17 protein-coding genes and 1 pseudogene are annotated in these 20449 nt (G+C 52.7%); 5 read left to right on the top strand and 13 right to left on the bottom strand.

From position 1 onward, the window contains the following. Positions 1–19: 19 nt before the first annotated feature. The 5 genes from B7988_RS11330 to B7988_RS11310 form a co-directional block, all read right to left on the bottom strand. Complete coding sequence (locus B7988_RS11330; protein ID WP_088657995.1) at positions 20–1726, bottom strand: carboxypeptidase-like regulatory domain-containing protein; 1707 nt, start codon at positions 1724–1726, stop codon at positions 20–22. Continuing rightward, positions 1723–2565: a TIGR02147 family protein gene (locus B7988_RS11325; protein ID WP_072800019.1), complete on the bottom strand. Its 843-nt coding sequence runs from the start codon at positions 2563–2565 to the stop codon at positions 1723–1725. The genes B7988_RS11330 and B7988_RS11325 overlap by 4 nt, the downstream gene beginning before the upstream one ends. Before the next feature lie 46 nt (positions 2566–2611). Beyond that, positions 2612–2971 carry a hypothetical protein gene (locus B7988_RS11320; RefSeq protein ID WP_088657994.1) on the bottom strand — a complete coding sequence of 120 codons (360 nt, stop codon included), beginning with the start codon at positions 2969–2971 and terminating at the stop codon, positions 2612–2614. A gap of 123 nt (positions 2972–3094) precedes the next feature. Further along, the gene (locus B7988_RS11315; protein ID WP_073322938.1) at positions 3095–4423 is read right to left on the bottom strand and encodes a GGDEF domain-containing protein; all 1329 of its coding nucleotides are present in this window, start codon (positions 4421–4423) and stop codon (positions 3095–3097) included. A gap of 147 nt (positions 4424–4570) precedes the next feature. Beyond that, positions 4571–5590, bottom strand: a complete 1020-nt coding sequence (locus B7988_RS11310) for a GDSL-type esterase/lipase family protein (protein ID WP_249268976.1) — start codon at positions 5588–5590, stop codon at positions 4571–4573. 206 nt (positions 5591–5796) lie between these two features. On the opposite strand from B7988_RS11310, the gene B7988_RS11305 reads away from it, so the two are divergent. Next, positions 5797–6249 (top strand): cytochrome c, encoded by a 453-nt coding sequence (locus B7988_RS11305; protein WP_088657993.1) that lies wholly within the window; start codon positions 5797–5799, stop codon positions 6247–6249. On the opposite strand, the gene B7988_RS11300 is transcribed toward B7988_RS11305, so the two are convergent. Both B7988_RS11300 and B7988_RS11295 read right to left on the bottom strand, forming a co-directional pair. Then, a complete protein-coding gene (locus B7988_RS11300; RefSeq protein ID WP_249268975.1) occupies positions 6250–8106 on the bottom strand; it encodes a hypothetical protein in 1857 nt (618 codons plus the stop codon). Positions 8107–8176: 70 nt separating this feature from the next. Further along, complete coding sequence (locus B7988_RS11295; protein WP_088657991.1) at positions 8177–9082, bottom strand: LysR family transcriptional regulator; 906 nt, start codon at positions 9080–9082, stop codon at positions 8177–8179. Positions 9083–9198: 116 nt separating this feature from the next. Between B7988_RS11295 and B7988_RS11290 the strand changes: the two genes are divergently transcribed. Together B7988_RS11290 and B7988_RS11285 are read left to right on the top strand one after the other, a co-directional pair. Beyond that, positions 9199–9765: an FISUMP domain-containing protein gene (locus tag B7988_RS11290; protein WP_088657990.1), complete on the top strand. Its 567-nt coding sequence runs from the start codon at positions 9199–9201 to the stop codon at positions 9763–9765. A gap of 48 nt (positions 9766–9813) precedes the next feature. Continuing rightward, positions 9814–11496, top strand: coding sequence for a putative transporter (locus tag B7988_RS11285; RefSeq protein WP_088657989.1), 1683 nt, complete (start codon positions 9814–9816; stop codon positions 11494–11496). A 114-nt stretch (positions 11497–11610) separates the two neighbouring features. Here B7988_RS11285 and B7988_RS11280 read toward each other — a convergent pair whose 3' ends face one another. The 3 genes from B7988_RS11280 to B7988_RS11265 form a co-directional block, all read right to left on the bottom strand. After that, positions 11611–12780 carry a phosphoribosyltransferase family protein gene (locus tag B7988_RS11280; protein ID WP_088657988.1) on the bottom strand — a complete coding sequence of 390 codons (1170 nt, stop codon included), beginning with the start codon at positions 12778–12780 and terminating at the stop codon, positions 11611–11613. A gap of 248 nt (positions 12781–13028) precedes the next feature. Further along, positions 13029–14291, bottom strand: coding sequence for a diaminopimelate decarboxylase (gene lysA, locus B7988_RS11275; protein ID WP_088657987.1), 1263 nt, complete (start codon positions 14289–14291; stop codon positions 13029–13031). A gap of 194 nt (positions 14292–14485) precedes the next feature. After that, on the bottom strand, positions 14486–14944 hold the full coding sequence (locus B7988_RS11265; RefSeq protein WP_088657985.1) for a glycogen-binding domain-containing protein: 459 nt from the start codon (positions 14942–14944) through the stop codon (positions 14486–14488). Between the two features lie 124 nt (positions 14945–15068). Here B7988_RS11265 and rpe point away from each other — a divergent pair, with 124 nt between their 5' ends. Next, a complete protein-coding gene (gene rpe / locus B7988_RS11260) occupies positions 15069–15740 on the top strand; it encodes a ribulose-phosphate 3-epimerase (protein ID WP_088657984.1) in 672 nt (223 codons plus the stop codon). A gap of 17 nt (positions 15741–15757) precedes the next feature. Here rpe and B7988_RS11255 read toward each other — a convergent pair whose 3' ends face one another. After that, on the bottom strand, positions 15758–17479 hold the full coding sequence (locus B7988_RS11255; RefSeq protein WP_088657983.1) for a DUF4832 domain-containing protein: 1722 nt from the start codon (positions 17477–17479) through the stop codon (positions 15758–15760). 138 nt (positions 17480–17617) lie between these two features. Continuing rightward, positions 17618–19345 (bottom strand): annotated as a pseudogene (locus tag B7988_RS11250) (glycoside hydrolase family 9 protein). A 183-nt stretch (positions 19346–19528) separates the two neighbouring features. Here B7988_RS11250 and B7988_RS11245 point away from each other — a divergent pair. After that, positions 19529–20188: a porin family protein gene (locus B7988_RS11245; protein ID WP_088657982.1), complete on the top strand. Its 660-nt coding sequence runs from the start codon at positions 19529–19531 to the stop codon at positions 20186–20188. A gap of 58 nt (positions 20189–20246) precedes the next feature. Here B7988_RS11245 and B7988_RS15185 read toward each other — a convergent pair. Next, a partial coding sequence (locus B7988_RS15185) for a hypothetical protein (RefSeq protein ID WP_212668318.1) occupies positions 20247–20449 on the bottom strand: 203 nt, incomplete at its 5' end.

Here is a 20449-nt window from a genome sequence, read left to right as displayed (position 1 = left end):
AGAAAATTGTATTTGATTCCTAGAACAGAGCACCGTAAATCGTCACGTTGTCGATGTAGAATTCGGTGCCGTCCTGCGGGAAAATGTGGAGCTGCTTGACCAAGTATTTTACGCCACTCCAAGAGGTAAAGCAAGTTTCCGTCTTGGCGTTTCCGACACAGAGTTCTGCCGGGTTCACGTTAATGTGTTGCCATTTTTCAGTGATAGGCATCCAATCGGTAGCTGCCTTCAGGCTCTTGGTGTCATTGATGTAGTTTTCAAGCGAAAGGCGAATGTTGCCATCGCCCTTGACGTCGAACACGACGGAATCGATCGCGGAGAAATTCATCTCGTGTTCGAAGGTCGTTCCGACAAGCACCCAGGCGTAATCGTCATCGGCAAGCTTGTATTTGCCATGGAACACCTTGGACTTGCGAGTCGAATCGTATACAATGCCGTCGGCCACGTTTTTCGCCAAAGGCGTAAGCGTCGTACCCTTGAAGAGTGCGTCCGTATTCACGTACCAGCTCTTGATACCGTCTTCAAAGTCCTGCAGCACCATCACGGGGTTCGTGAACTTGGTATTGTACGGCTCGGCAATCGCCTTCCATTCGGCATACAGGGTCTTTGCGCTATCCGGCATCACAAAGTAGATATCGAGCGAATCTCTTGCCGGCACGCTAGGCAACACATAAGAGCCCGCGTTATTTGTCTTGACCAACAAATCGAGGCCGTAAACGCCCACCCACAGGAATTCTTCACCGGTACGGAGCGTTACTTTGCTCGAAATAGAGGCAGTCGCTTCCAGGCGGAGCGTGTCGAGCTTCGCGAGGTCCTTGGCCTTGTAGACTTTGGAGTATGCAAATCCGTCCTTGGTAACCGTCAGGCGGTAATTGCCCGAGTCAGGCCATTCCATTTCAAAACGGCCATTCTTGTCGGTACGCAGGTCAGATTCCACCATCGTGTTCTGCACGGCGTAATCCTCAACCTTGGCATCGGCGGCGCGCAGGGCGACCGTTGCATACGTTGCCGGAGTTCCGTCCTTGAGCAAAGCCAAGACCTGCAGCAGCTTTTCAGGTTCAACCGTATCTTCCGGAGTCGTATCTTCAGGGGCCGCAGTTTCGCGGTAATCCAGCATAATCGATTCCATCGGAGATACAAAGAGGTCCTTTTCGCCCAAGCTCTTGTCGAAGTCCTCGTTCACGAAGTACAGCTGCAAGGAGTCATTGGCCGGAATAGACGAAAGCGCGAACCAACCGGATTCATCGGTCTTCACCAAGACATCGGTACCCACGATACCGACCCATACCGTAGACGATCCTTCAGGAACATCCACGACACCGGTAAGCACGGCGGTCGGTTCGAGGCGCACGGTATCTGGCTTGAGCGAAACACCCGCTTCTGCAAATTCATTGCGGGTCAAAACCCTGGAATAGGCCACACCGTCGCGAACCACCGTCAATCGATACTTGCCGTCAGCCGGGATTTCAACCTTGAAGTTGCCCTTTTCGTCGGCATAGGAATCCGCAATCACGAGGGCATTCACTTCGTCAGCGGACGATTCCTTATAGTCCACCTTACGGAGAGCCACAGTCGCATAAGATGCAGGCTGGCCATCAATAAGAGCAAGTCCGTTCGTAGTAATACTACCCGGACCACCAGCCACGTCATCCTTGTTATTGGAACAGGCAACCAAACCCGCTAACGACAGCGAGAGCAAAGGCAAAAGAAAGAGCGATTTTCTCATTTTTCTTTCTCCTTTTCCTTCAGGGGTTTGGTGAATGCCAAGGGGAACATCTGGATGTTCAACTGGAATACAGTATCGTCATCCGTCCCTTCTTGGGATAAACGTAGTAAATCTTCGCGGAAAGCGTTAATCTTTTCGCGCAGGAGCTGGATATCGTCCATGCAAAAAGTCATGGTGACCGTGCTAATGTCCCTGAGGAACGGCTGGTGCCTGTCCAGGGATTCGTCGGCAAGGCGGATTGTTTCGTGCTGGAATGCACGTACAGCCTGAGAACGCCAGTTCCCCCCCGTCGATACAAAGGTGTCGTTCACCTTCCAGTAGCCGTCGCGGTCGGTCGAAATCATGTTGAGGTCCGCAAGCAGCTTGACGGCGTCGCGGGCTTCTTTTTCGGTAATATTCGGGGTGCAACTTTCGGCAAGCCCCTGGTAGTCGTCCTTGAACTTGCAAATGCCAATCACGGAACGTATGGCATTGTAGTACCAGTGACGGTAGAATTCCAGTTCCTTCTTTTGCAACAACTTAAGAGAAACGCCCTTCAGGGCCTGCATGCGTTCGTAGTGTTGCAAGGCGTCGGCGTCGGTCTTGGCGCGGCCGAAGTACACCATTTCAGCCCAATAGTCGGCTTCTTTGCCTTCAAGTTCGAAGAATTCCGCTGCGGGCTTAATCAGACTAAGGGGCAAGTGGATCTTGCCCTGCGATACGCGAAGGAGGTTGCCAGGATCAGCGCCCATCTTCATGGCCATGTAGCGCCACGAAATGACAGTCTTACGCTGCTTAAAATCCTCAAAAGCATCCCTCAACCATTCGCGATAGTCCGTATATTCAAAAATCTTCTTCATAACTATAAAGATAAATCATTGACTATCAAAACTCTATGCCACAGAATCAATCTCCGTTGTGGAAGTTTACAACGACTTTACAATCGGCATCACAGGTAGCCTCCCAACGGCATTCCGGCTTGTCCATTATGGACAAATCCTTGCAAATTCCGTCAAATTTGAGGATTTTGGGGTTTTCGGGGCTACGGCCGTAGGTGACCTTGTAGCTCAGTTCGCCGGCGCTAGAGGCCTGCACCGGCGGTTCGGCCATCAGGCGTGCCGTGAGCAAAATCACACACTCGTCCTTGCGGGGCATCAGGGTTTCATCTTCGCCCTCGGCCAAGACCCAATGCATCTGGAGCGGCTTGAAGTCGACCTCGGGTTCGTGCTTGGCACAACTGGATAATAGGAGAATAAGAAATGCCAAGAGCACGCAGCTTCGCTGCTTTGAGCTATGAGCGCGGGGCTTACGCCCCTTTGAGGTCTTAAGAAAACATTTCACGATAAAACTCACCGCTCAAAGCCCCCATGGGGGCGTCCTCATACCTCATCACCTGGTATGGCGGAACGTTGCACTCGTGACGCGGTTACGGCCATTTTCCTTAGAGGCGTAAAGGGCCTTGTCGGCGCGTTCGAACAGGCGCTTCGGGTCTTCGCCGGCGATCATTTCGGCAATACCGAAGGAGCAGGTAATCTTCTGCTGCTTGATCAGCTGCGAGTTCTCGATTGCCATACGGAGCTTTTCGGCAAGGAACTGGGCATTCTGGATCGGCGTATCGCCGCACAGAATCACGAATTCTTCGCCACCCCAACGCACCAGGGCGTCGGTATTACGGATCTTGCTCTGGATGAGCTTGGCGAGGTTCACAAGGACTTCGTCGCCCACCATGTGGCCGTAAGTATCGTTCACATGCTTGAAATGGTCGATATCCAGAATCACGAAGGACACCGGACTGTCGTTCTTTTGCAGGTTTTCCTGTTCGCGCATGAGCACACTGCTAAAGCCGGCACGGTTCAGGCAACCCGTAAGCGGGTCTTCCTTGCTGGACTTTTCGTATTCGCTCTTCTCGATTTCGAGGGCGCGCAAGTTCTTTTCAAGTTCTTCACGCTTCTTCTTGCTTGCCGTACGTTCGCGGCTGTAGTCAAAGAAGCGGATCATCAAAATCACGAAGAAGGTAATGAACCAGAGGGCCACGAGAGCCGTCGAAAGTTCAGCCTTCGAAATCTTCTTGCCCTTGAAGCAGAGACCCTTGATTTCAAGCGTTCCGTAACCAAGCGGAGCATTCGTACCCGTTTGGATTTCAATCAGCGGAATGTTCGAAAGGTCGACCCTTGCGTTATGGACGTTAACACCGTTCTGGGCGACCCACCAGCTGGCCACGCGGAATTCCTGCGGAACGAACACGGCCGGGTAGGTTTCTTCCAGCGGGAAGAATTCAATTTCGTTGAACTTAAGCGAAAGTTCATCGTCGGGGCGGGAGAACGTGCTGTCGTAGCCGCGCATGTAAAGACGTACGGTTCCTTCGCCACGGGGTTTCACCCATACAAAAATACTGTCGAACTTGGAGAGGTCCTTACCGCGGGTCTTGCCGTCACCCAAGAAAATCTTGACGCCCACATACGGGTAGGCGTAGCCTTCCTTCAGTTCGTAGTCCACGATAATGGAAGAATCGGTACGGGAAAGCTTTACAGCCGACGCACCGCCATCTGCAGAGTCCGTCTCGGCAATAATATACGGATAGTCATGCAGGTACAAAGGCTCAATCACGTCTAGGCCATTCTGATGCGCAAAAAGAGCAATGACGGTGATTGCCAAAAGCACGAAAATCAGAATGTTCATCCTGAACAGAACGTATATCTTCTCAAGTATCCTAGACATGGGAACTATCCTACCAAAATCCTCAATTTAAATATACAAAAAAGACAAAAAAAGCAATAATCTCTGTAAAAAAGAGTGTTGATACTTACGCAATAATGCGCAAAAAAGGGTCTTTTGTATGAAAAGAAGGACCCTTTGCACAAAAAACTAGCGGGAAAGCCACCTTCCGAGGCGCCCGATCAGGGGTCGAACCGCCTTCGCCATGTCTTCGTGTGAATGTATGTCGGGGTGTCCCAGGAGTCCCACATTCGCCGTCGTGAGCGTCATGAATTCCAGGTCGGACTTTCCGGCCGCCTTTTGGGCGTCATAAATCGCCTTGACAGTCGGGGTCAAGTCATCGTTAGGCCACACCTTGGTCGACAAAAGCAGGAACTTGACTCCCGGATGGGCCTTGCGGAGCTTGTCAAGAAGTTCGGCATAGGCCTTCTTGAAGGCGTCGTACTTTGCGTAAGGCGGATTCCCCTGGAAATCGTTGATTCCAATGAAAAGGACTATGACCTGCGGATGGAAAGAATCAAAATCGTAACGAATGGACTGCTCGGAAACACCGTTTGCAAGATCCCCCGGGGCTTCACCCGGTACTGTAAAGTCATACAAACGCGGAATCGGCCATTCCGGCACGATGTTGTCGTAATTGCGCACAAGTCCACGCCCGCTAAAGGCATTCACCTGAAAATCGGCCTTGTAACCATCGGCAATCAGGAATGCGAAACTCTTGGAAGCGTTCGTCTTTTCGAACACCAGGGATTCGTCCTGACCGTTCTGGCCTTCGTCGCCAAAGCCCACGGTAAACGAGTCGCCAATGAATTCAATGCGGCGGTTAGACGCCTTCGGAGGTTCGTCAAATTTGCCCGATTTGTCGGTGGCTACCCTATACAGGCGGACGCCGCCCGGATTGCTTTCGCTGATCTTGATGAGGCGATAAAGGTGCGGACCTGCACCGCCGGTCGTTTTTACTTTATACACATTTCGTGTGTTTGTTGTAAACACGGCAATCTCTCTTCCGTCTTCGTCGACACGGAATCTGGCTTCACCTTCCAATTCAAATTCCAGCGACTTGGCCGCCGCCTTGAACTGCACCATGGCAGCCGGAGCACTTGTACGGCTATAAGCATTTCCATGTTCCCAGCGACCGCTGAACAACAGATTCTTAGAGAACTGATCCACGGAGACCTCCGCTCCAAACGAGAATGATGACATGAAGGCAAGGCCCGCCAATGTCGAACAAATCCAATTCAAACAACGCATAGGGAAATAGTAGTAAATGTGTGATGTTTGATGAGGAATGTGCAATGAATAATCGCACATTTCACATTCAACATTTTATTACATTGATTTGCATGAAATTCGCTCGGTTAGCATCTACAGGAATCTTGGCTTTAGCGGCCTACGGGTTGCTGCTCGGAGTTTCGGCATTTGCAGGCGATACGAACGCAAAACCGCAAGACGGAAAGACTGTTGCCACGCAAAAGCCCGAACCAGGTTCCCCGGGCGACACGCTCACGCGCGAAGATGCCCGCATGGCGCTGCTTGTGTACAAGTTGCTCGACAAAGACGGCAAAATCAAGGGCGCGAACCTTGAACGCGGCGAAGAGCTCTTCATGCAAAACTGCAGACCGTGCCACGGCAACGACGGCAGGCGCTTCAACTTTTCCCCCTATTACGAAAAGCCGGCTTTCCTCGGAGACCGAGCCCGCGAAGAAATGCCGACTTTCTGGTATCATGTCAACTTTGGTGATAGCGAACGCGGCATGGCCGCCTACATCGACGAGTTCACGCTAGAAGAACTCATCGACATTGCAGGCTTTGCCCAAACGCTGCCGTAATCACTGCGGCTGGCGGCCGTTATAGACCTTGACTTCTTGAATAAACGAAAGTTCCAACAATTCGGGGACTTCGCTTCCGTACGGTTGAATCTCAATTGTCTGCGGGGACTTCGCAAGCTTCAATGCATGCACAAAGAAGCTTCTTTCGACTTCGTTGTCGCCACGCTTGGTCGGGTTCTTGACCTTGGCCCCAATGAGAGCGCCCACGGTCTTTGCATAGCGCAACACCTTCACCAAGTCAAACGTGCTCAACTTCTGGTAGTTGTTGCCGTACTTCGTCGAATTGAGCGCCGTCTGCAAGGTTTCCGAATTGGCGGTGTCCTTGAGTTCGTAATCCGGAGCCTTCGCTTCGGGCCAGGCGACCACAAAATCCTTGCGCCATTCTTCGGTCGGAGCGCTCGAGCGATTCACGTTCTTGCGTTCCACGAACGGGCAATAGCCGTAGTTCGTAAGAATTTCAAAGGCGCGCGATTCCATTTCGGGCTTGAGCACAAAGCCGTAGCCGGCAATGTACTCGTTGGCGCATTCCATGAACTGCGGGAACCTGGAAAGTTCGTTCAACACGTCGGCATTTTCGATTTTGAGCAAGCGAACCGTCTGCACGCGGGCGCCGTAATAAGACGTATTCCATTCGGTAATCGTCGATTCCACGTTGACCGGCGGCTTAATCCAACCCTTGAAGTTTTCGATTTCGGATTCGGCAATACCGCACTTGAGACCGCGGAGATAGCTTTCGCGATTCAGCGAGAAGCGCAAATACACTTCATCGTTTTCAACCTTCGCAAGGCAGGCAAGCATCAAAAGCACGCGCGGCGAGGTTCCAGTCGAAGCGATCAATTCAAAGTTCGGCAAGCAAGAGATATTCTGTTCCGGCACCGACGCAATCGATGATTCCAGCCAGTCGCGGCCGGCCTGTTCAAGCGTAACAGCCGCCACCTTGCCGCCCACCATGGTAAAGCGGACAAGGCCCAAGAGCCAAAGTTCGCGCAGCGGGCGCGGCAAGTATTCCCAGGCAATCAGGCCATCTTTTTCTTGCAGGCGGAACGTCGGATCCAGCACCCAGAAAATAGAAGAAGCAAAGAGAGCCGTACGCGGCTTGTCGAGCATTCGAAGCAAACGCACGCAATGGCTGCGGTCGCCGCGGAAACGTTCCTTGAGCCACCAGGAAACCAAGTCCTGATGCAGGCGGAAACCGTTCTTGCGGATAAATTCAAGAGCCTTCTCTGTAGGGACAAGGCATGCGTCTTCCTGTTCCAGCCAACCGTTACCGGTCAGGAAACTGAAAATCAGGGAGACTTCGTTTTCGGCAGTCTTTTCGGAGATGCGCCTTGCAGAAGCAAACGCTTCGGTGCAAATCTGGTAGCTGCGACGGTGCAATGCATTGCTGTTATTGACTTTCAGGTCGCCGGTCATGGCCAAGGCGAGCACTTCGCAAATATGCCAGTCAATCAGGTTCTGGTAGAACAAGTCCGCACCCTTTACAGCGGGAGCTTCCACAAGCGGTTCATCAAAGATACCGAGGAAGTTCGCAAAGCCGTAATACACCGAGGTGCTTGTAGACGGACTGCGCCAGAGCACATACTCGCGGCACATTTCGAGCAAGAAGGTCTGCAGGTCGCGGCACTTGCTCACAGGAACCGTCAGTCGAAGTTCGTTAAAGGTAAGACCTCTAGATGCACTATTGTAAATCAAAGTCATGCAGTGGCGCTGCCACGGTTCCATTTTCTGGAACAGGCCTGCGACACGTTCTTTGTCGTTATAAAAACCGAGCGTTTCATCTTGGATGAGGGCGTTGTTCAACAGACCCTTGTGGCCAAAAGCCTTCGCATGAGCATTGCGAAGCAGCGGCTTGGACATCCCTTCAAAAAAAGCATTCAAATCAAACATCAAATCAACCTTTATTGGGGAGCCAAATATAGTAAAAAATTCACCTTAACGGATTCTTACGTTTCTCCGTCCTTTTCAATAAACCCGTCAAAAAAAGGAAAAATCTTTCTGAACGCGAATTGTCCTGCTTGTTCCGGCGCAGCGTAATCACGATATCGCGCTTGAATTCGGCATCTGTAATTTTCAGCAGGCGTATCCGGCGGTTATTCACGCGACCCCAAGAATATTCGGGCCAGAATCCTACACCGATTCCGCTGGCGATAGCATCCTTTACGGCAAGGGCGTTATCGCTTTCAAAAATAATATGAGTCTTAAAGCCCACGCGTTCACAATATTCATTACAGATATTGCGCAATTGCTTGGATCCATAAAGCCCGATAAAGTTCGTCTCTTGCAATTCCTTGAGACTGATACTGTCGCGCTTTCGGTACTGGGCCGTATTTGGAACCGCAAGGTAGATATTCTCGGTGCAGACAAAATTTTCCTCGTCGGGATCTTCTCCGCCGTAGTGGCGGGAAGCCTTGTAGTTAGCGTAGGTGCGCACGCAGATATCGTATAGTGTCGTTTCTTCGTTCTGCACCAGGTTAAAACGCAAATCGGGATCGTTTCGCTTGTAAAGAATCACCGCATTCGTCACAAAAGAGGACGCCGCAAGCACATTCAAGTTGACCGTCGCGGACTGTTCGTTTTCCATGGCACGGAGCTGCGCCGGCAACGACTCGATATCTTCGTAAAGGGGCTTTACCTTCTTATAAAAATATTCCCCTATTTCGGTCAGCTTGATGTTTCTCCCCTGCGTCTTGAAAAGCTTTACGCCGAGCTCTTCTTCCAATTTGTGGAGGGCGTGCGTAAGCGCAGGCTGCACGATACATAGGGTTTTCGCACTCTGCGTCACGTGCTCGGTGCGGGCCACTTCCAGGAAATATTTGAGGTGCGTCAGTTCCATACGATTTTATTACGAAAAGCAATCCATCAATTTTATTGATGAATTAAATATAAATAATCTATTAGACAATATGAATAGGCAGTTCTAAATTTGCTCGCGAAAACAAAGGAGTACTTATGAAAACGATCTTCAAGACCATCACGACCGTCGCCGCCACCCTGTGCGCCGTAGCCACCTTTACCGCCTGCGAACAGGCCAACACCTGCAACTACGACGAAGCTTCCAACACGCTTTCGTGCCCCGACAAGGTCTACAAAACTGTCAAGATCGCCAACAAAATCTGGACCGCCGAAAACATGGCCGTCTACGTTCCCGATTCCAGCTCCTGCTACGACAACAACCACGCAAACTGCGAGTCGACCGGCCGACTCTACACCTGGAACGCCGCCAACAACAACCTCTGCCCCACCGGCTGGACGCTCCCGACCCTCGAAGACTACAAGGCCGCTTTCGCCGACAAGAACGCCGAAGCCCTCAAGGACGCCGCCGGATTCAATCTCCAATTCGCCGGCTTCAAGTACTACGACGGCAAATTCGCCGACAAGGATGCCAGCGCAAGTTTCTGGACCAGCGACAAGTATGACGATTCCAGGGCCTATCTCGCACGCGTCACCGATACCCGCACCACTTACGAGCACTACAACAAGAATATTTTCGCCTCCGTCCGCTGCATTAAGAAATAGAACTATCTTTAAAAAGATATTCCACCCTTAACCACGGATGATAAAAATATGACTTGGCTCATTGACTTATTCACAAAGCCCTCCGTCGCGCAACAAGTTCTCGCCATCGCCCTCACGGCATCCATCGGCCTCATGGTCGGCAAGATCAAGGTCAAGGGAATTAGCCTCGGGGGTGCAGGGGCACTCTTCGTGGGCATCCTGCTCGGACATCTCGGCCTCCGCGTCGAAGGAAACGTCCTCCACTTCATCCAGGAATTCGGCCTCATTCTCTTCGTATATACCATCGGTATGCAGGTGGGCCCCGGCTTCATGGATTCCATACGCCGCCACGGCCTGGTCCTGAACGTCCTTTCGACCGGCATCGTGCTCCTCGGCGTCATCACGACGCTCTGCCTGTATTTCTTTACTGATATGCATAACAACGTACCCGTGCTCATCGGAATGCTCTGTGGCGCTGTCACGAATACGCCCTCCCTTGGAGCCGCTAATTCAGCCTTTGCCGCGGCCGGGGTGGACACATCCCTTACGGGTATCGGGTACGCTGTTGCATATCCGTTCGGCGTCATCGGCATCATTCTGGTAATGATCCTGATGCGAGTCATCTTTAGGCAGAATCCGGCCAAGGCTGCCGAAAACTACGCCAAGGACATCGCGGCGAACGCCAAGGAAATCGAATCCTGCAGCCTTACGGTTGACAATCCCAACCTGTTCGGAGTGACGCTCAAGGACATTCCCGACCTGATTTCAAGCGGAGTCGTGGTCACGCGCCTCCTGCGCAACGGGAACATCACTACCCCGAACGGAAAAACCGTCATCGTGGAAGGCGACAAGCTGCATATCGTAGGCATGCCCGAAGCGGTCGCCGCCATGGAAAAGATTATCGGACACCGCCTCGAAAAGCCCATCACGCAAGAAACGAGCAATGCCGACAAGCCGATAGTTGTCAAGACGATCCTCGTCACCAACAAGAAAATTCTCGGCCGCACCATTGAATCGCTTGCACTCGCGGAACGCTACGGAGTCAACATCAGCCGCGTGGTCCGCAGCGGATTCAAGTTCACGGGACGCCTCGACCTGCGCATCAAATTCGCAGACAAATTAAGAGTCGTCGGTACCGCCGAAGGCATCGAAGCCGCCGAGAAGGAACTAGGCAACTCGCTCACCGCGCTTGACCACCCCGAAATACTGCCCGCGTTCCTGGGAATCTTCCTCGGAGTCATCGTCGGAAGCATCCCGCTCGCCCTCCCCGGAATGCCGACACCGCTGAAGCTCGGTCTCGCCGGCGGCCCGCTGATTGTGGCCATCCTCCTCAGCCGCAAACGCAAGATCGGCCCGCTGAACTTCTTCATGGCGAACAGCGCAAACCTCATGCTCCGCGAATTCGGCCTCACGCTCTTCCTCAGCTGCGTCGGCCTGAATGCAGGCATCAAGTTCTTCGACGTGCTCCTGAACGGCGACGGACTCTACTACATGGGACTCGCCGCCATCATCACCTTCGTCCCGCTCGCCATCATGGCAACCGTCGGACACCTGGTCTTCAAGGTCAACTTCCTCTCGCTCTGCGGTGTACTCGCGGGCGCCACCACTGACCCGCCCGCCCTCGCCTTCGCGAACAGCCAGGCTGACAGCGAAGCAGTGAACATCGGTTACGCCTCGGTCTACCCGCTCACCATGCTACTACGAATCCTGAGCGGACAGGTGCTCGCGATTCTCTTGCTGCAAGCGATGTAGGCGAAACGAATAGCTGAACAGCCTTTAAACCTTTAAAGTACTCCATCTAGAAACAGCAAAGGCTCCCCCAAAAAGGGGGAGCCTTTTAAACGCATTCGCAGTTTCACCTACAAATTAAAAGAACTGAGGGGGCCAACGCGGGTTCTTGGAACTCATGTCGATCTTGTAGAAGTCCTTCTCGAAGCGACCGTCATCCAAGCCGTACATCTGCATCACGTGGCGTGCGATCCACTTGCCGAGCTTCATCACGGTGAGCTTCTTGCGGAGGCGGCCCTGGCAGTCGCGGTTCATGATATCCGGGAGAGTCGAGGTCGTGAGGATTTCGTCGATAGCGTGGCTGTTAAGCTTTTCACGGGCTTCGGGGCTCGTGTGGAAGTGCGTCACGCCGAAGCACACGCGGTTCGGGTTACCCTTCTTGATGTGTTCGCAGCACTGCACGATCGTCGTACCGGTACGGACCATGTCGTCGAACACGATCACGTCCTTGCCCTCGATTTCCTCGATGCTGATGTCGGAAAGTTCCGGGTTGAAGGTCATGCTGATTTCGCGTTCGCCGGTACGCACCTTGTCCATCACCACTCGCTTGCATTCGGGCAGGTCGAGCGCTTCGTAAACGGCGTTCATGAACGGGCGTGCGCCCTTGTCCGGGGAAACGATCACGAGGTTGTTGCCGTCCTTGCCGGTCTGAACAAAGTTGCTGTTCTTGATGTAGTGGGCGTAGACGTCGGTCGGGATCAGGTTGTGGAAGTTGTTTTCGCCGAAGATTTCAGCAAAGAGCTTCTGCACCTTGATGCTGTGGTTGTGAACGGTGACCACGGCATCGACGCCGGAGGTCTTCAAAAGCTGGGCGTAAAGGAGGCTCGTGAAGGCCTGGCCATCGAACTTCTTGAGGTCGACATCCGGACGGTCCTTTTCGAGTTCGCCGATGCGGTGGGGGCCTCTGTCCTGAGCGCTGTAGAACAGGTCGGGTTCAACAAGCACCACCTGCTCGGCACCGTTGTCCTTGGCGGCACGGGCCAAAATGCAGTTACGCATGGCGTAGTCGTTACGGCTGCGTTCATGGTTCGAAACCGAGCAAATCAGCACGATCTTGCCTTCCAGGCGGCGGCCGATATGTTCCATATCGTCCACGTCCAGCATGTAGCGGGGGCAGAATTCGGAGTTTGCGAAGGTCTTCAAGGAGACCACGTCGGAAATATCTTCACGGAGTCCGATGTACTGCGCCATGTCGATGGCGAACGGATCGTCGGTGAAGTTACCGGTCACGATAAAACGATCTGACATTTTGTTGCCTTGATTTAAGGGTTGAACCATTGGGTAGGTACAAATATAGAATATTCCGATAGCCAAATTCAAGGCCACCCGCCAATAGTCAACATTTCAAAAAAAAGACTTTCGCCAATATCTGACGAAAGCCTTAAATATTACTTTTAAAATTTTCTTATCGAGCTAGAAGCGAGCAGAGCGAGGCGCCGAGCCTCCGTAGCGTACAAATAGTACGTGAGGAGGCGAGCAACGAAGCTATGCGAAGCTTATAGTTCGATAATCCTGTCGTTCTGGAGAAGCTGCTCGAAAGTCTGCCTTTCGCGGATTACCTTGAGTTCGCCGTTCGTGTACATGGTTTCGGCGGCGTAGCGGCGGCTATTGTAGTTGCTGCTCATGGCCGCGCCATAGGCGCCTGCGTCATGGAGAATCAGCAAGTCGCCGACCTGCGCCTTCGGGAGCTTGCGGGTCACCACAAAGCCACCTTCTTCCTGCGTGAACACGTCGCCGGATTCGCAGAGCGGGCCTGCCACAACGGCGTCGACCGTTTCGTTGAGTTCGCGACCGTCGCGGGCGATAATCGATATGGCATGATAGCTACCGTAAAAACTCGGACGAACGAGATCGGTAAAGCCGGCGTCCACCAGGTAGAACAAGTTGTCGCCCTGCTTCTTGACGGCGCGGATTTCAGCCATCAGGTAACCGCTTTCGGCCACCAGGTAGCGACCGGGTTCCACTTCAAGGTGTACCTCGTGGCCGATGCTCTGCTGGATGCGCTTGCGGGCATCGTCCCACAGCTTGTAGTAGGCGTTCACGTCGATGCGGTTGCCCTTTTCTTCTTCGTGGTAAGGAATCGGGAGGCCGCCCCCTGCACTGATGGTGCGCAAATGAGAGCCCAGGCGGCGGCTAGCGTCAACCATGGCATCGCAAACCTGAGCGAGGTGTTCAAAGTCCGTACCGGAACCGATATGCATATGCAGTCCCGTAATCCACATGCCGTTAGCCTGAGCGAGCTTGATGCAGTCCTTGATCTGTTCGTGCCAGATGCCGTGCTTGCTGAGGTCGCCACCGGTGTTGGTCTTGCGGGAATGACCGTGGCCAAAACCCGGGTTCACGCGGATAGTGAGTTCGGACTTCACGCCGAAATCGGCGAGTTGCTGGATCATGTCCGGCGAACCCACGTTCACGGCGATGTTGTGTTCCTTGACGAGTTCAAGAGCGTCCTTGTCGAAGATGTCTGCGGTGTAGACAATTTCAGGAGTCTTGCCCTTCTGCTGGCCACCCTTAAATCCGGCCTTGAGGGCGCGCACGATTTCACCTGCAGAAACGGCGTCGACGACGCAGCCGAGCTTGCGGATGAGCGAAACCACGGAAAGGTTCGGGCATGCCTTCTGGGCAAAACGAACGGTGTCGAAAACCTGGACATCCTTCACGCACTTTTCAATCGTGGCGCGGTCATAAATCCAGAGCGGAGTGCCGTACTGTTCGGCAGCCTTCACAAAAACTTCTTGAGGAATAGAATAATTTGTCATACGGAGAAAATTTAGAAAATGGCTATGAGGTATGAGGTCGCACTGACGTGCTTTGAGGTCGCTTCGCTTTGGGGAAAGAGAAATGGATGGCGTGGGATTTGTGCAGACTTTACACAAAATGAAAAAGGCTTCGGCAAACCGAAACCTCTCTCGTTTTTCGTCTGTAGGGCCGAAGGCCCGTCCTTTCATCTAGATTAGACGTGCTTGACCTTGTTGTCGCCTTCGTCCCAGTACTGGCCATCGCAAACGAACTTGTATTCGTAGTCGCCAGCATCGAGGGTGATCTTGCCAGTCCAAAGACCGGTCTTCTTGTCCTTCTTGAGCATGTCCTTGTCAACAGCCCAGTTGTTGAAAGAACCGGCAACGGACACGGTCGTTGCGAGCGGGCAGTTGGCTTCGAACACAACCGTCACCTTCTTGGGAGCCTTAGCGGCAGCCTTAGGAGCGGCGGGCTTGGCGGCAGCCTTAGGAGCGGCCTTCTTAGCAGCCGGCTTGGCTACAGCAACTTTCTTTTCAGCGGCCGGCTTAGCAGCAACAGCCTTCTTGGCCGGGACCTTCTTTTCGGCGGGCTTTGCGGCAGCCTTAGGAGCGGCCTTCGGGGCAGCCTTCTTGGTAGCGGGCTTAGCTACAACAGTCTTTGTTCCTTTGGACATATTTATCTCCTTGCATTGTTTTTGCGCGCAAAGATAGCAAAAAAAAAATATTTTGTCTAATAAAAATTTACTATCCCGACCAATCAGCAATTTTGCGTGATGAACGTTTTTCTATATTTGGAATATGCTTAAGCAAATTATCGCCCCTAGCGTGTTGAACGCAAACTTCCTCGAACTCGGTAACGGCCTCAAGGCCATCGAAAACGGTGGTGCAGGCCTCGTCCACCTCGACATCATGGACGGACACTTTGTCCCAAATATCAGCTTCGGCCCGGGAATCTCCGCCTGCGTGGGCAAGGGAACCAAGCTTCCGCTCGATTGCCACCTGATGATCGAAAACCCCGAGAACTACGTGGGCGAATTTGCAAAAGCCGGCGCAAGCATCATCAGCGTGCACGCTGAAACTACGAACCATCTCGACCGTCTGCTGCACCAGATTGCAGAACTCGGCGTCAAGCCCGCCGTGGCCATCAACCCGGCAACTCCGCTCGAAAGCATCAAGTACGTGCTCGACATCGTGGACATGGTTTTGGTGATGTCGGTGAACCCGGGATTCGGCGGACAGAGCCTGATTCCTTACTGCCTCGACAAGATCCGCGAACTGCGCCAGATGAAGCCGGAACTCAACATCCAGATTGACGGCGGCGTCAAGCTCGACAACATCCTCGCCTGCAAAGAAGCCGGCGCGAACGTGTTCGTGGTCGGCTCCGCTATCTTCGGCAAACCCGATCCCGAAGCCGTGTGTCACGAGTTCGTGGTCAAGGTAGGAGCCTACCAAGTAGACGAACGCCGTTAGGCGCCATCGAAAAAAATCTACCTAAGCGTAGCTCCATTTACTTTATAGCGTTTTTCGCCATCGCGAATAATTGCATTATGCCGCTCCCTCTGAACGAAGGGGGCGTTTTTCTTTTGGGCTCCCAATGAACCAGCCGAAGGCTCGCGAGCCGCAAAGCCCGTCGTCTTCACACTTTCATCGACATAGATCTTGCCCAAATAAACGGCAGGCTGTTCTAGGCCACAAGTACCCTTTCCACTAGGCTTATCATTGGCAAACTCAATGTTGCCCACCTTCAAATACACCTGATAATTACGATAACGAAGTTTGCCCAGTTTAACGGAAACCTCAATTTCGTTGTTACCGTCAAAAGTCATCACAGTATCACCGCCCGCAATAGAGATGGTGCGGCTATGGATGTTGCGGGAATCAACGTCCGGCAGCTCATAATAAGTCGGCATCGGGCACTCCAACAAATCGCTACCTTCCAGGTCTTCCAAAACGGCAAGCTTTACCGGAGCCTTCCAAGTGAGGTTGCCAAAGCCCACGTTCTGCACGCGGAATTTTGCATGGAGCACATGGTCAAAACCCACCGTATCGCTCATCCACGATTCGCGCAGCACAAAGCGGTAACCCAGGTGGTCGTTGACGTACTTGAAACCTGTCAATGAATCTATTTTCGAGCCGTCATATTCAAAATCTTTCCCTTCAAAATGCGATTTTTTCCAGCCGTCAATCAGGTTGTTGTTCCACTGAATATTCAAATAGCTCGTGTGCGTGCGGAAACCTTCGTACGCCAAAAACTCCGGCGTATTGATGACCTCGTAACCGCCTGCCGTCGTGAGCGCCTCGCCACCGTAGGGCGTGTTGATGCCGTACTTCTCGAGCCAGGCCACTCCCTCTTCGCGACAGATGGAAGTCTTGCAGTCAGCTCCCCAGGTGCCGTAATCGTATTGCGTACCCAAGTAGCCATCATTGAACATTCCCACGCGGTACATCGTATCGCCCTTGGCCTTTGCAATTTCCGCAAACTTTTCGCCGTCGATGTGGAAGTCGACGCCCCAGTTGTCAAAGCCGAGTACCTTCGCGGAATAGTTTCCCGTTCGCGTGAGAATCTTGAGTTCGGGCGGTGTATTGCGCAGCATCAGATTTACCGCTTCGGCAACGCGATCATAAGTGATGCTCGTGTCGGAATGCATCTCGCCGTAGGCGCCGTGCATGCCCATTTCGAGCGCCACGATTACGTCGGTATTCTTCGAGAGCACAGGAGCGAGCTGTTCCACATGGCGCATCACCCACTTGTGTTCCGGGGTCACGTTGCTGCGGCCATTGTACCACGGGTCGTAACAGATACGCACGATTACGTGCCCGCCAAAGCTGCGGATGTTGTCGAAGGTCTGTTGCAATACATTCAGGGCGTCTTCGGTCAGGTCCTGGCTCACGCCGCGCACCGTATCGCGCTTTCCGCCCGTCGTATCAATCGAGAGCCATGCGTTACTGCTGAATTCCGAAATTTCCGCACGCAGGTGCAACAGCTTGCCGTACGGCTTTTCAATTGGCTTGCTACCCGATGGCTTTAAGTGCAGAACCTGCGGCGTATAGAATCCGCGGTCGAAATTGTCAAGCGTCGCCATCGCATCAGTCGTGTCGATAGACTGCTTCACAAGACCTGCCGCAAAGAGCGATGCTGGCGTAAACAGGAAAATGCCGAGCACGGCAATCTGCACGACATTCTGCGTAATCACAGAAATTTTCTTCATCGACACCCCCTAATAAAAAACGGACACAGCCTTAAGCCATATCCGTAATATATATTTTTGTAGGAAGTTTGAAGCCGGAAGTTAGATGTAGAATGCTGTTTTTACAACAAATCCTTCATACTTCCTACCGTCTACTGCCTACTTGTTATAAATCGCTTCGAGGGCGGCGGCGAGATATGCAAGCGGAGCGTTCCAGTTGATGGCCACTTCGTTGGTCGCGTAGCTACAACGGTTGTCGATATAGGCAAGTGCCGGTTTGTCTGCGGCGGCATAGTTCGGGCACTTCCAATTTTCCTTGCCATCCAGGTTAATATCCTGCTTGCCTAAGTGCGGGCCACCCACGAGCATTCCCGGCACCGGATCGTCGACCATGTCCGATTCGCTCGGGCGGTGGTGCGGATTGCGCGGGCTCCTGTAACCGAATCCGGTCACGTAAGTCATGTCTTGCGGGTTCTTGCCGAGCAAGTAGTCAAGACACTGTTGTGCGCCATCCAGGTAGCTCTTGTCTTTGGTAAGCAGGTAGGCGTGCACCAGCACCATGCCGTTGTTTGCCATGGCGCTATTAGAGCCCCAGTTCCAGCTCCAAGGGAATGCTGGCAAGCGGTAGGCGCTCGTGTCGCCCACGGTACGGAGGTTGTTGGCTTCGTCCAAGACAGTCTTCTTGGCTGCAGCGACAACTTCCTTGTCGAAGTCGGCGGAATCCAGTGCCACGCGGAAGGCGGCAAGCATGTTCACGTTACCCCACCAGGCGCCATCGGGTGTGAACAGGTTCTGCTTCAGGTCATCCTGATAATACTGCTTCTTGGTGGCGCGGAAAAGTTCAGCGGCAGCCCAGCGGAATTCATCTTTACCATCTTCGCCATCATGCATGTAGTTGCCCGTCTGCACGTCGGCGGGCTACTTGTAGAACTGCTGCGGATGCATCTTGGCCCATGCGTAGGCTTCTTCGGCGGCCTTGAGCACTTTGTCGGAATAGGCCTTGTCGATTGTTTTGTAAACAACACTTGCCTGGGCCATCACGGCGGCAAAGTCGAGTGTTGCTGTTACATTCTTGAGAATTGCATAACGGGCTTCGCGATCGTTTTCGGGCAATACGCTTCCGCCGAACTTAAGCGTAGTCACCTTGTGGTAAACGCCTCCGTCCTTATCCTGCATGGTCAGCATCCAGTCCAGATTGTAACGGACTTCTTCGAGGAGTTCCGGGTACTTGGGGAATTCGCGCGGAATGTTCCAAGTCAGCGAATCCATGTATTTCGGGAAGTTTTCGTAAGCTTCGAGCAAAGTAAATACGGTAATGCCGGAATTCACGATGTACTTGCCGTAGTCGCCGGCATCGTACCAGCCTCGGTCGGATTTGATCACCTGACCGTTACCCTTGCCGCCAGTCGCCTTGTCTGTGCCGTAAACGATCACTCGATTATCTTTATGGCCTGCAGCGCGGGCCCATTTGCCCGCATACTGGGGTTCAAGCGGCATGCTGGCGCGCTGGTAGTAGAACCACTTAAGGCTAGCCTTTACCAAGTCGTCATAGACGTTCTTGCCCACTACGATGGGAGTACCCACATATTCCTTGCCGCGGAAAAGGCGGTAAGTGCCAGGTTTCTTGACTGCAGAAATATCGAAAGTCTGTACTTCTTCGCCGCTGTATTCCCAATCATAGACCATGGGGGCCTTGAGTTTCAAGACAGTCTTTCCGTTAAGGTCACGGACTTCGAGCCCATTGGCATCGCTACCGGGGTAAACGACGATCTTTTCGGCATCGGGGGCAAAACCCAGCTGATTTACGAGGGGGCCTGCAAAAGCAGACGAAAAAGACACGGCTACAGAAGCCGCTCCTGCAAAAAATGCGCTTTTAGAGAAATTCATACCTAGAATATACCTAAAAAGCGCGCCTAAGAGCGAGAAAAACCAACCATTTTCTGTTTTCAAGGGAAACCAGAAAGGGACTCACTAAAATACAAATAAATGATTTTTTTTGAACAAAAACTTCCGCTTTCGTAAACTTTTTGTTATATTTCGGTTACTAACCTTAAATTAAGAGGAAAACAAATGAAAAAGTTATCTCTCATTGTTGCTGCTGTTCTGCTTGCAACTGGCCTTTCTTTCGCTCAGGTTCATGTCGGTGGACGCGTTGCTGGTACTATGAGCACCTTCAAGGGTGACGACAGCGATGACGCTCCCTGGGGCGTCGGTTTCAACGCAGGTGTCGCCGCCAAGTATAACGTCAACGAAATGATCGCCGTCGTTCCCGAAGTCGGCATCGACTTCCGCCGCATTGCCGACGACGAAGCCACCGCTTCTTTCTGGGTTCTGAATATCCCGGTTCTCGCCCGCATCAGCCCGGTTGCCAACCTCTATGTGGAAGCCGGTCCGACCATCGGCTTCATCCTCAGCAACGACGTTGAATATGACGAACCGTCCTTTGACGATGCAGACTTTGGTGGTTACAACCTGAGCGATTACGGTATAGATCTTGATGATATGCTTGATGATGCAGGCAGCTCGGGCGCGGGCGAAGACGCCAACACTTTTGAATTCGGCCTCGCCTTCGGCCTCGGCTACTCCGTTCTGCCGAACCTCGACGTGAACTTCCGCTTCGCCATTGGCCTCACCAACCTGTACGAAGATGTCAAGACCGAAGACTACACCTTCGAAAGCGATCTGCAAAACATGCAGCTGTCCATCGGTGCAACCTACTGGTTCATGTAATCAAGCCTAAAACGCTTTTAAAGGAGTCCGCATTCGCGGGCTCTTTTTTTAATTAGAATCAGTCCCTCACACAGCGGATAGATAGATAGTCCCACTCATCATAGTATGTAGTTATCCGCGCCCCCAAGGCTTGTGTTTCAAAAACAACACCGTCCATTGTATAATCGTTAGTAGACGCACGATTGCTCGTCCACAACAAGGCTACATAGCCATCATTTTTCTTTCCGCCAAGGCCGTTACTAGCAATCCCCGAAACAGGTA

This window comes from Fibrobacter sp. UWB1, assembly GCF_002210325.1.
Lineage (GTDB): Bacteria > Fibrobacterota > Fibrobacteria > Fibrobacterales > Fibrobacteraceae > Fibrobacter.
Note: the sequence above shows the minus strand (reverse complement) of the source record. Positions and strands in the feature narration are given on the sequence as shown.

Coding starts and splice junctions, on each gene's coding strand:
- B7988_RS11330 (WP_088657995.1), bottom strand. CDS start 1,726: ATGAGAAAATCGCTCTTTCTTTTGCCTTTGCTCTCGCTGTCGTTAGCG.
- B7988_RS11325 (WP_072800019.1), bottom strand. CDS start 2,565: ATGAAGAAGATTTTTGAATATACGGACTATCGCGAATGGTTGAGGGAT.
- B7988_RS11315 (WP_073322938.1), bottom strand. CDS start 4,423: ATGTCTAGGATACTTGAGAAGATATACGTTCTGTTCAGGATGAACATT.
- B7988_RS11300 (WP_249268975.1), bottom strand. CDS start 8,106: ATGTCCAAGCCGCTGCTTCGCAATGCTCATGCGAAGGCTTTTGGCCAC.
- B7988_RS11295 (WP_088657991.1), bottom strand. CDS start 9,082: ATGGAACTGACGCACCTCAAATATTTCCTGGAAGTGGCCCGCACCGAG.
- B7988_RS11290 (WP_088657990.1), top strand. CDS start 9,199: ATGAAAACGATCTTCAAGACCATCACGACCGTCGCCGCCACCCTGTGC.
- B7988_RS11285 (WP_088657989.1), top strand. CDS start 9,814: ATGACTTGGCTCATTGACTTATTCACAAAGCCCTCCGTCGCGCAACAA.
- B7988_RS11280 (WP_088657988.1), bottom strand. CDS start 12,780: ATGTCAGATCGTTTTATCGTGACCGGTAACTTCACCGACGATCCGTTC.
- lysA (WP_088657987.1), bottom strand. CDS start 14,291: ATGACAAATTATTCTATTCCTCAAGAAGTTTTTGTGAAGGCTGCCGAA.
- B7988_RS11265 (WP_088657985.1), bottom strand. CDS start 14,944: ATGTCCAAAGGAACAAAGACTGTTGTAGCTAAGCCCGCTACCAAGAAG.
- rpe (WP_088657984.1), top strand. CDS start 15,069: ATGCTTAAGCAAATTATCGCCCCTAGCGTGTTGAACGCAAACTTCCTC.
- B7988_RS11255 (WP_088657983.1), bottom strand. CDS start 17,479: ATGAAGAAAATTTCTGTGATTACGCAGAATGTCGTGCAGATTGCCGTG.
- B7988_RS11245 (WP_088657982.1), top strand. CDS start 19,529: ATGAAAAAGTTATCTCTCATTGTTGCTGCTGTTCTGCTTGCAACTGGC.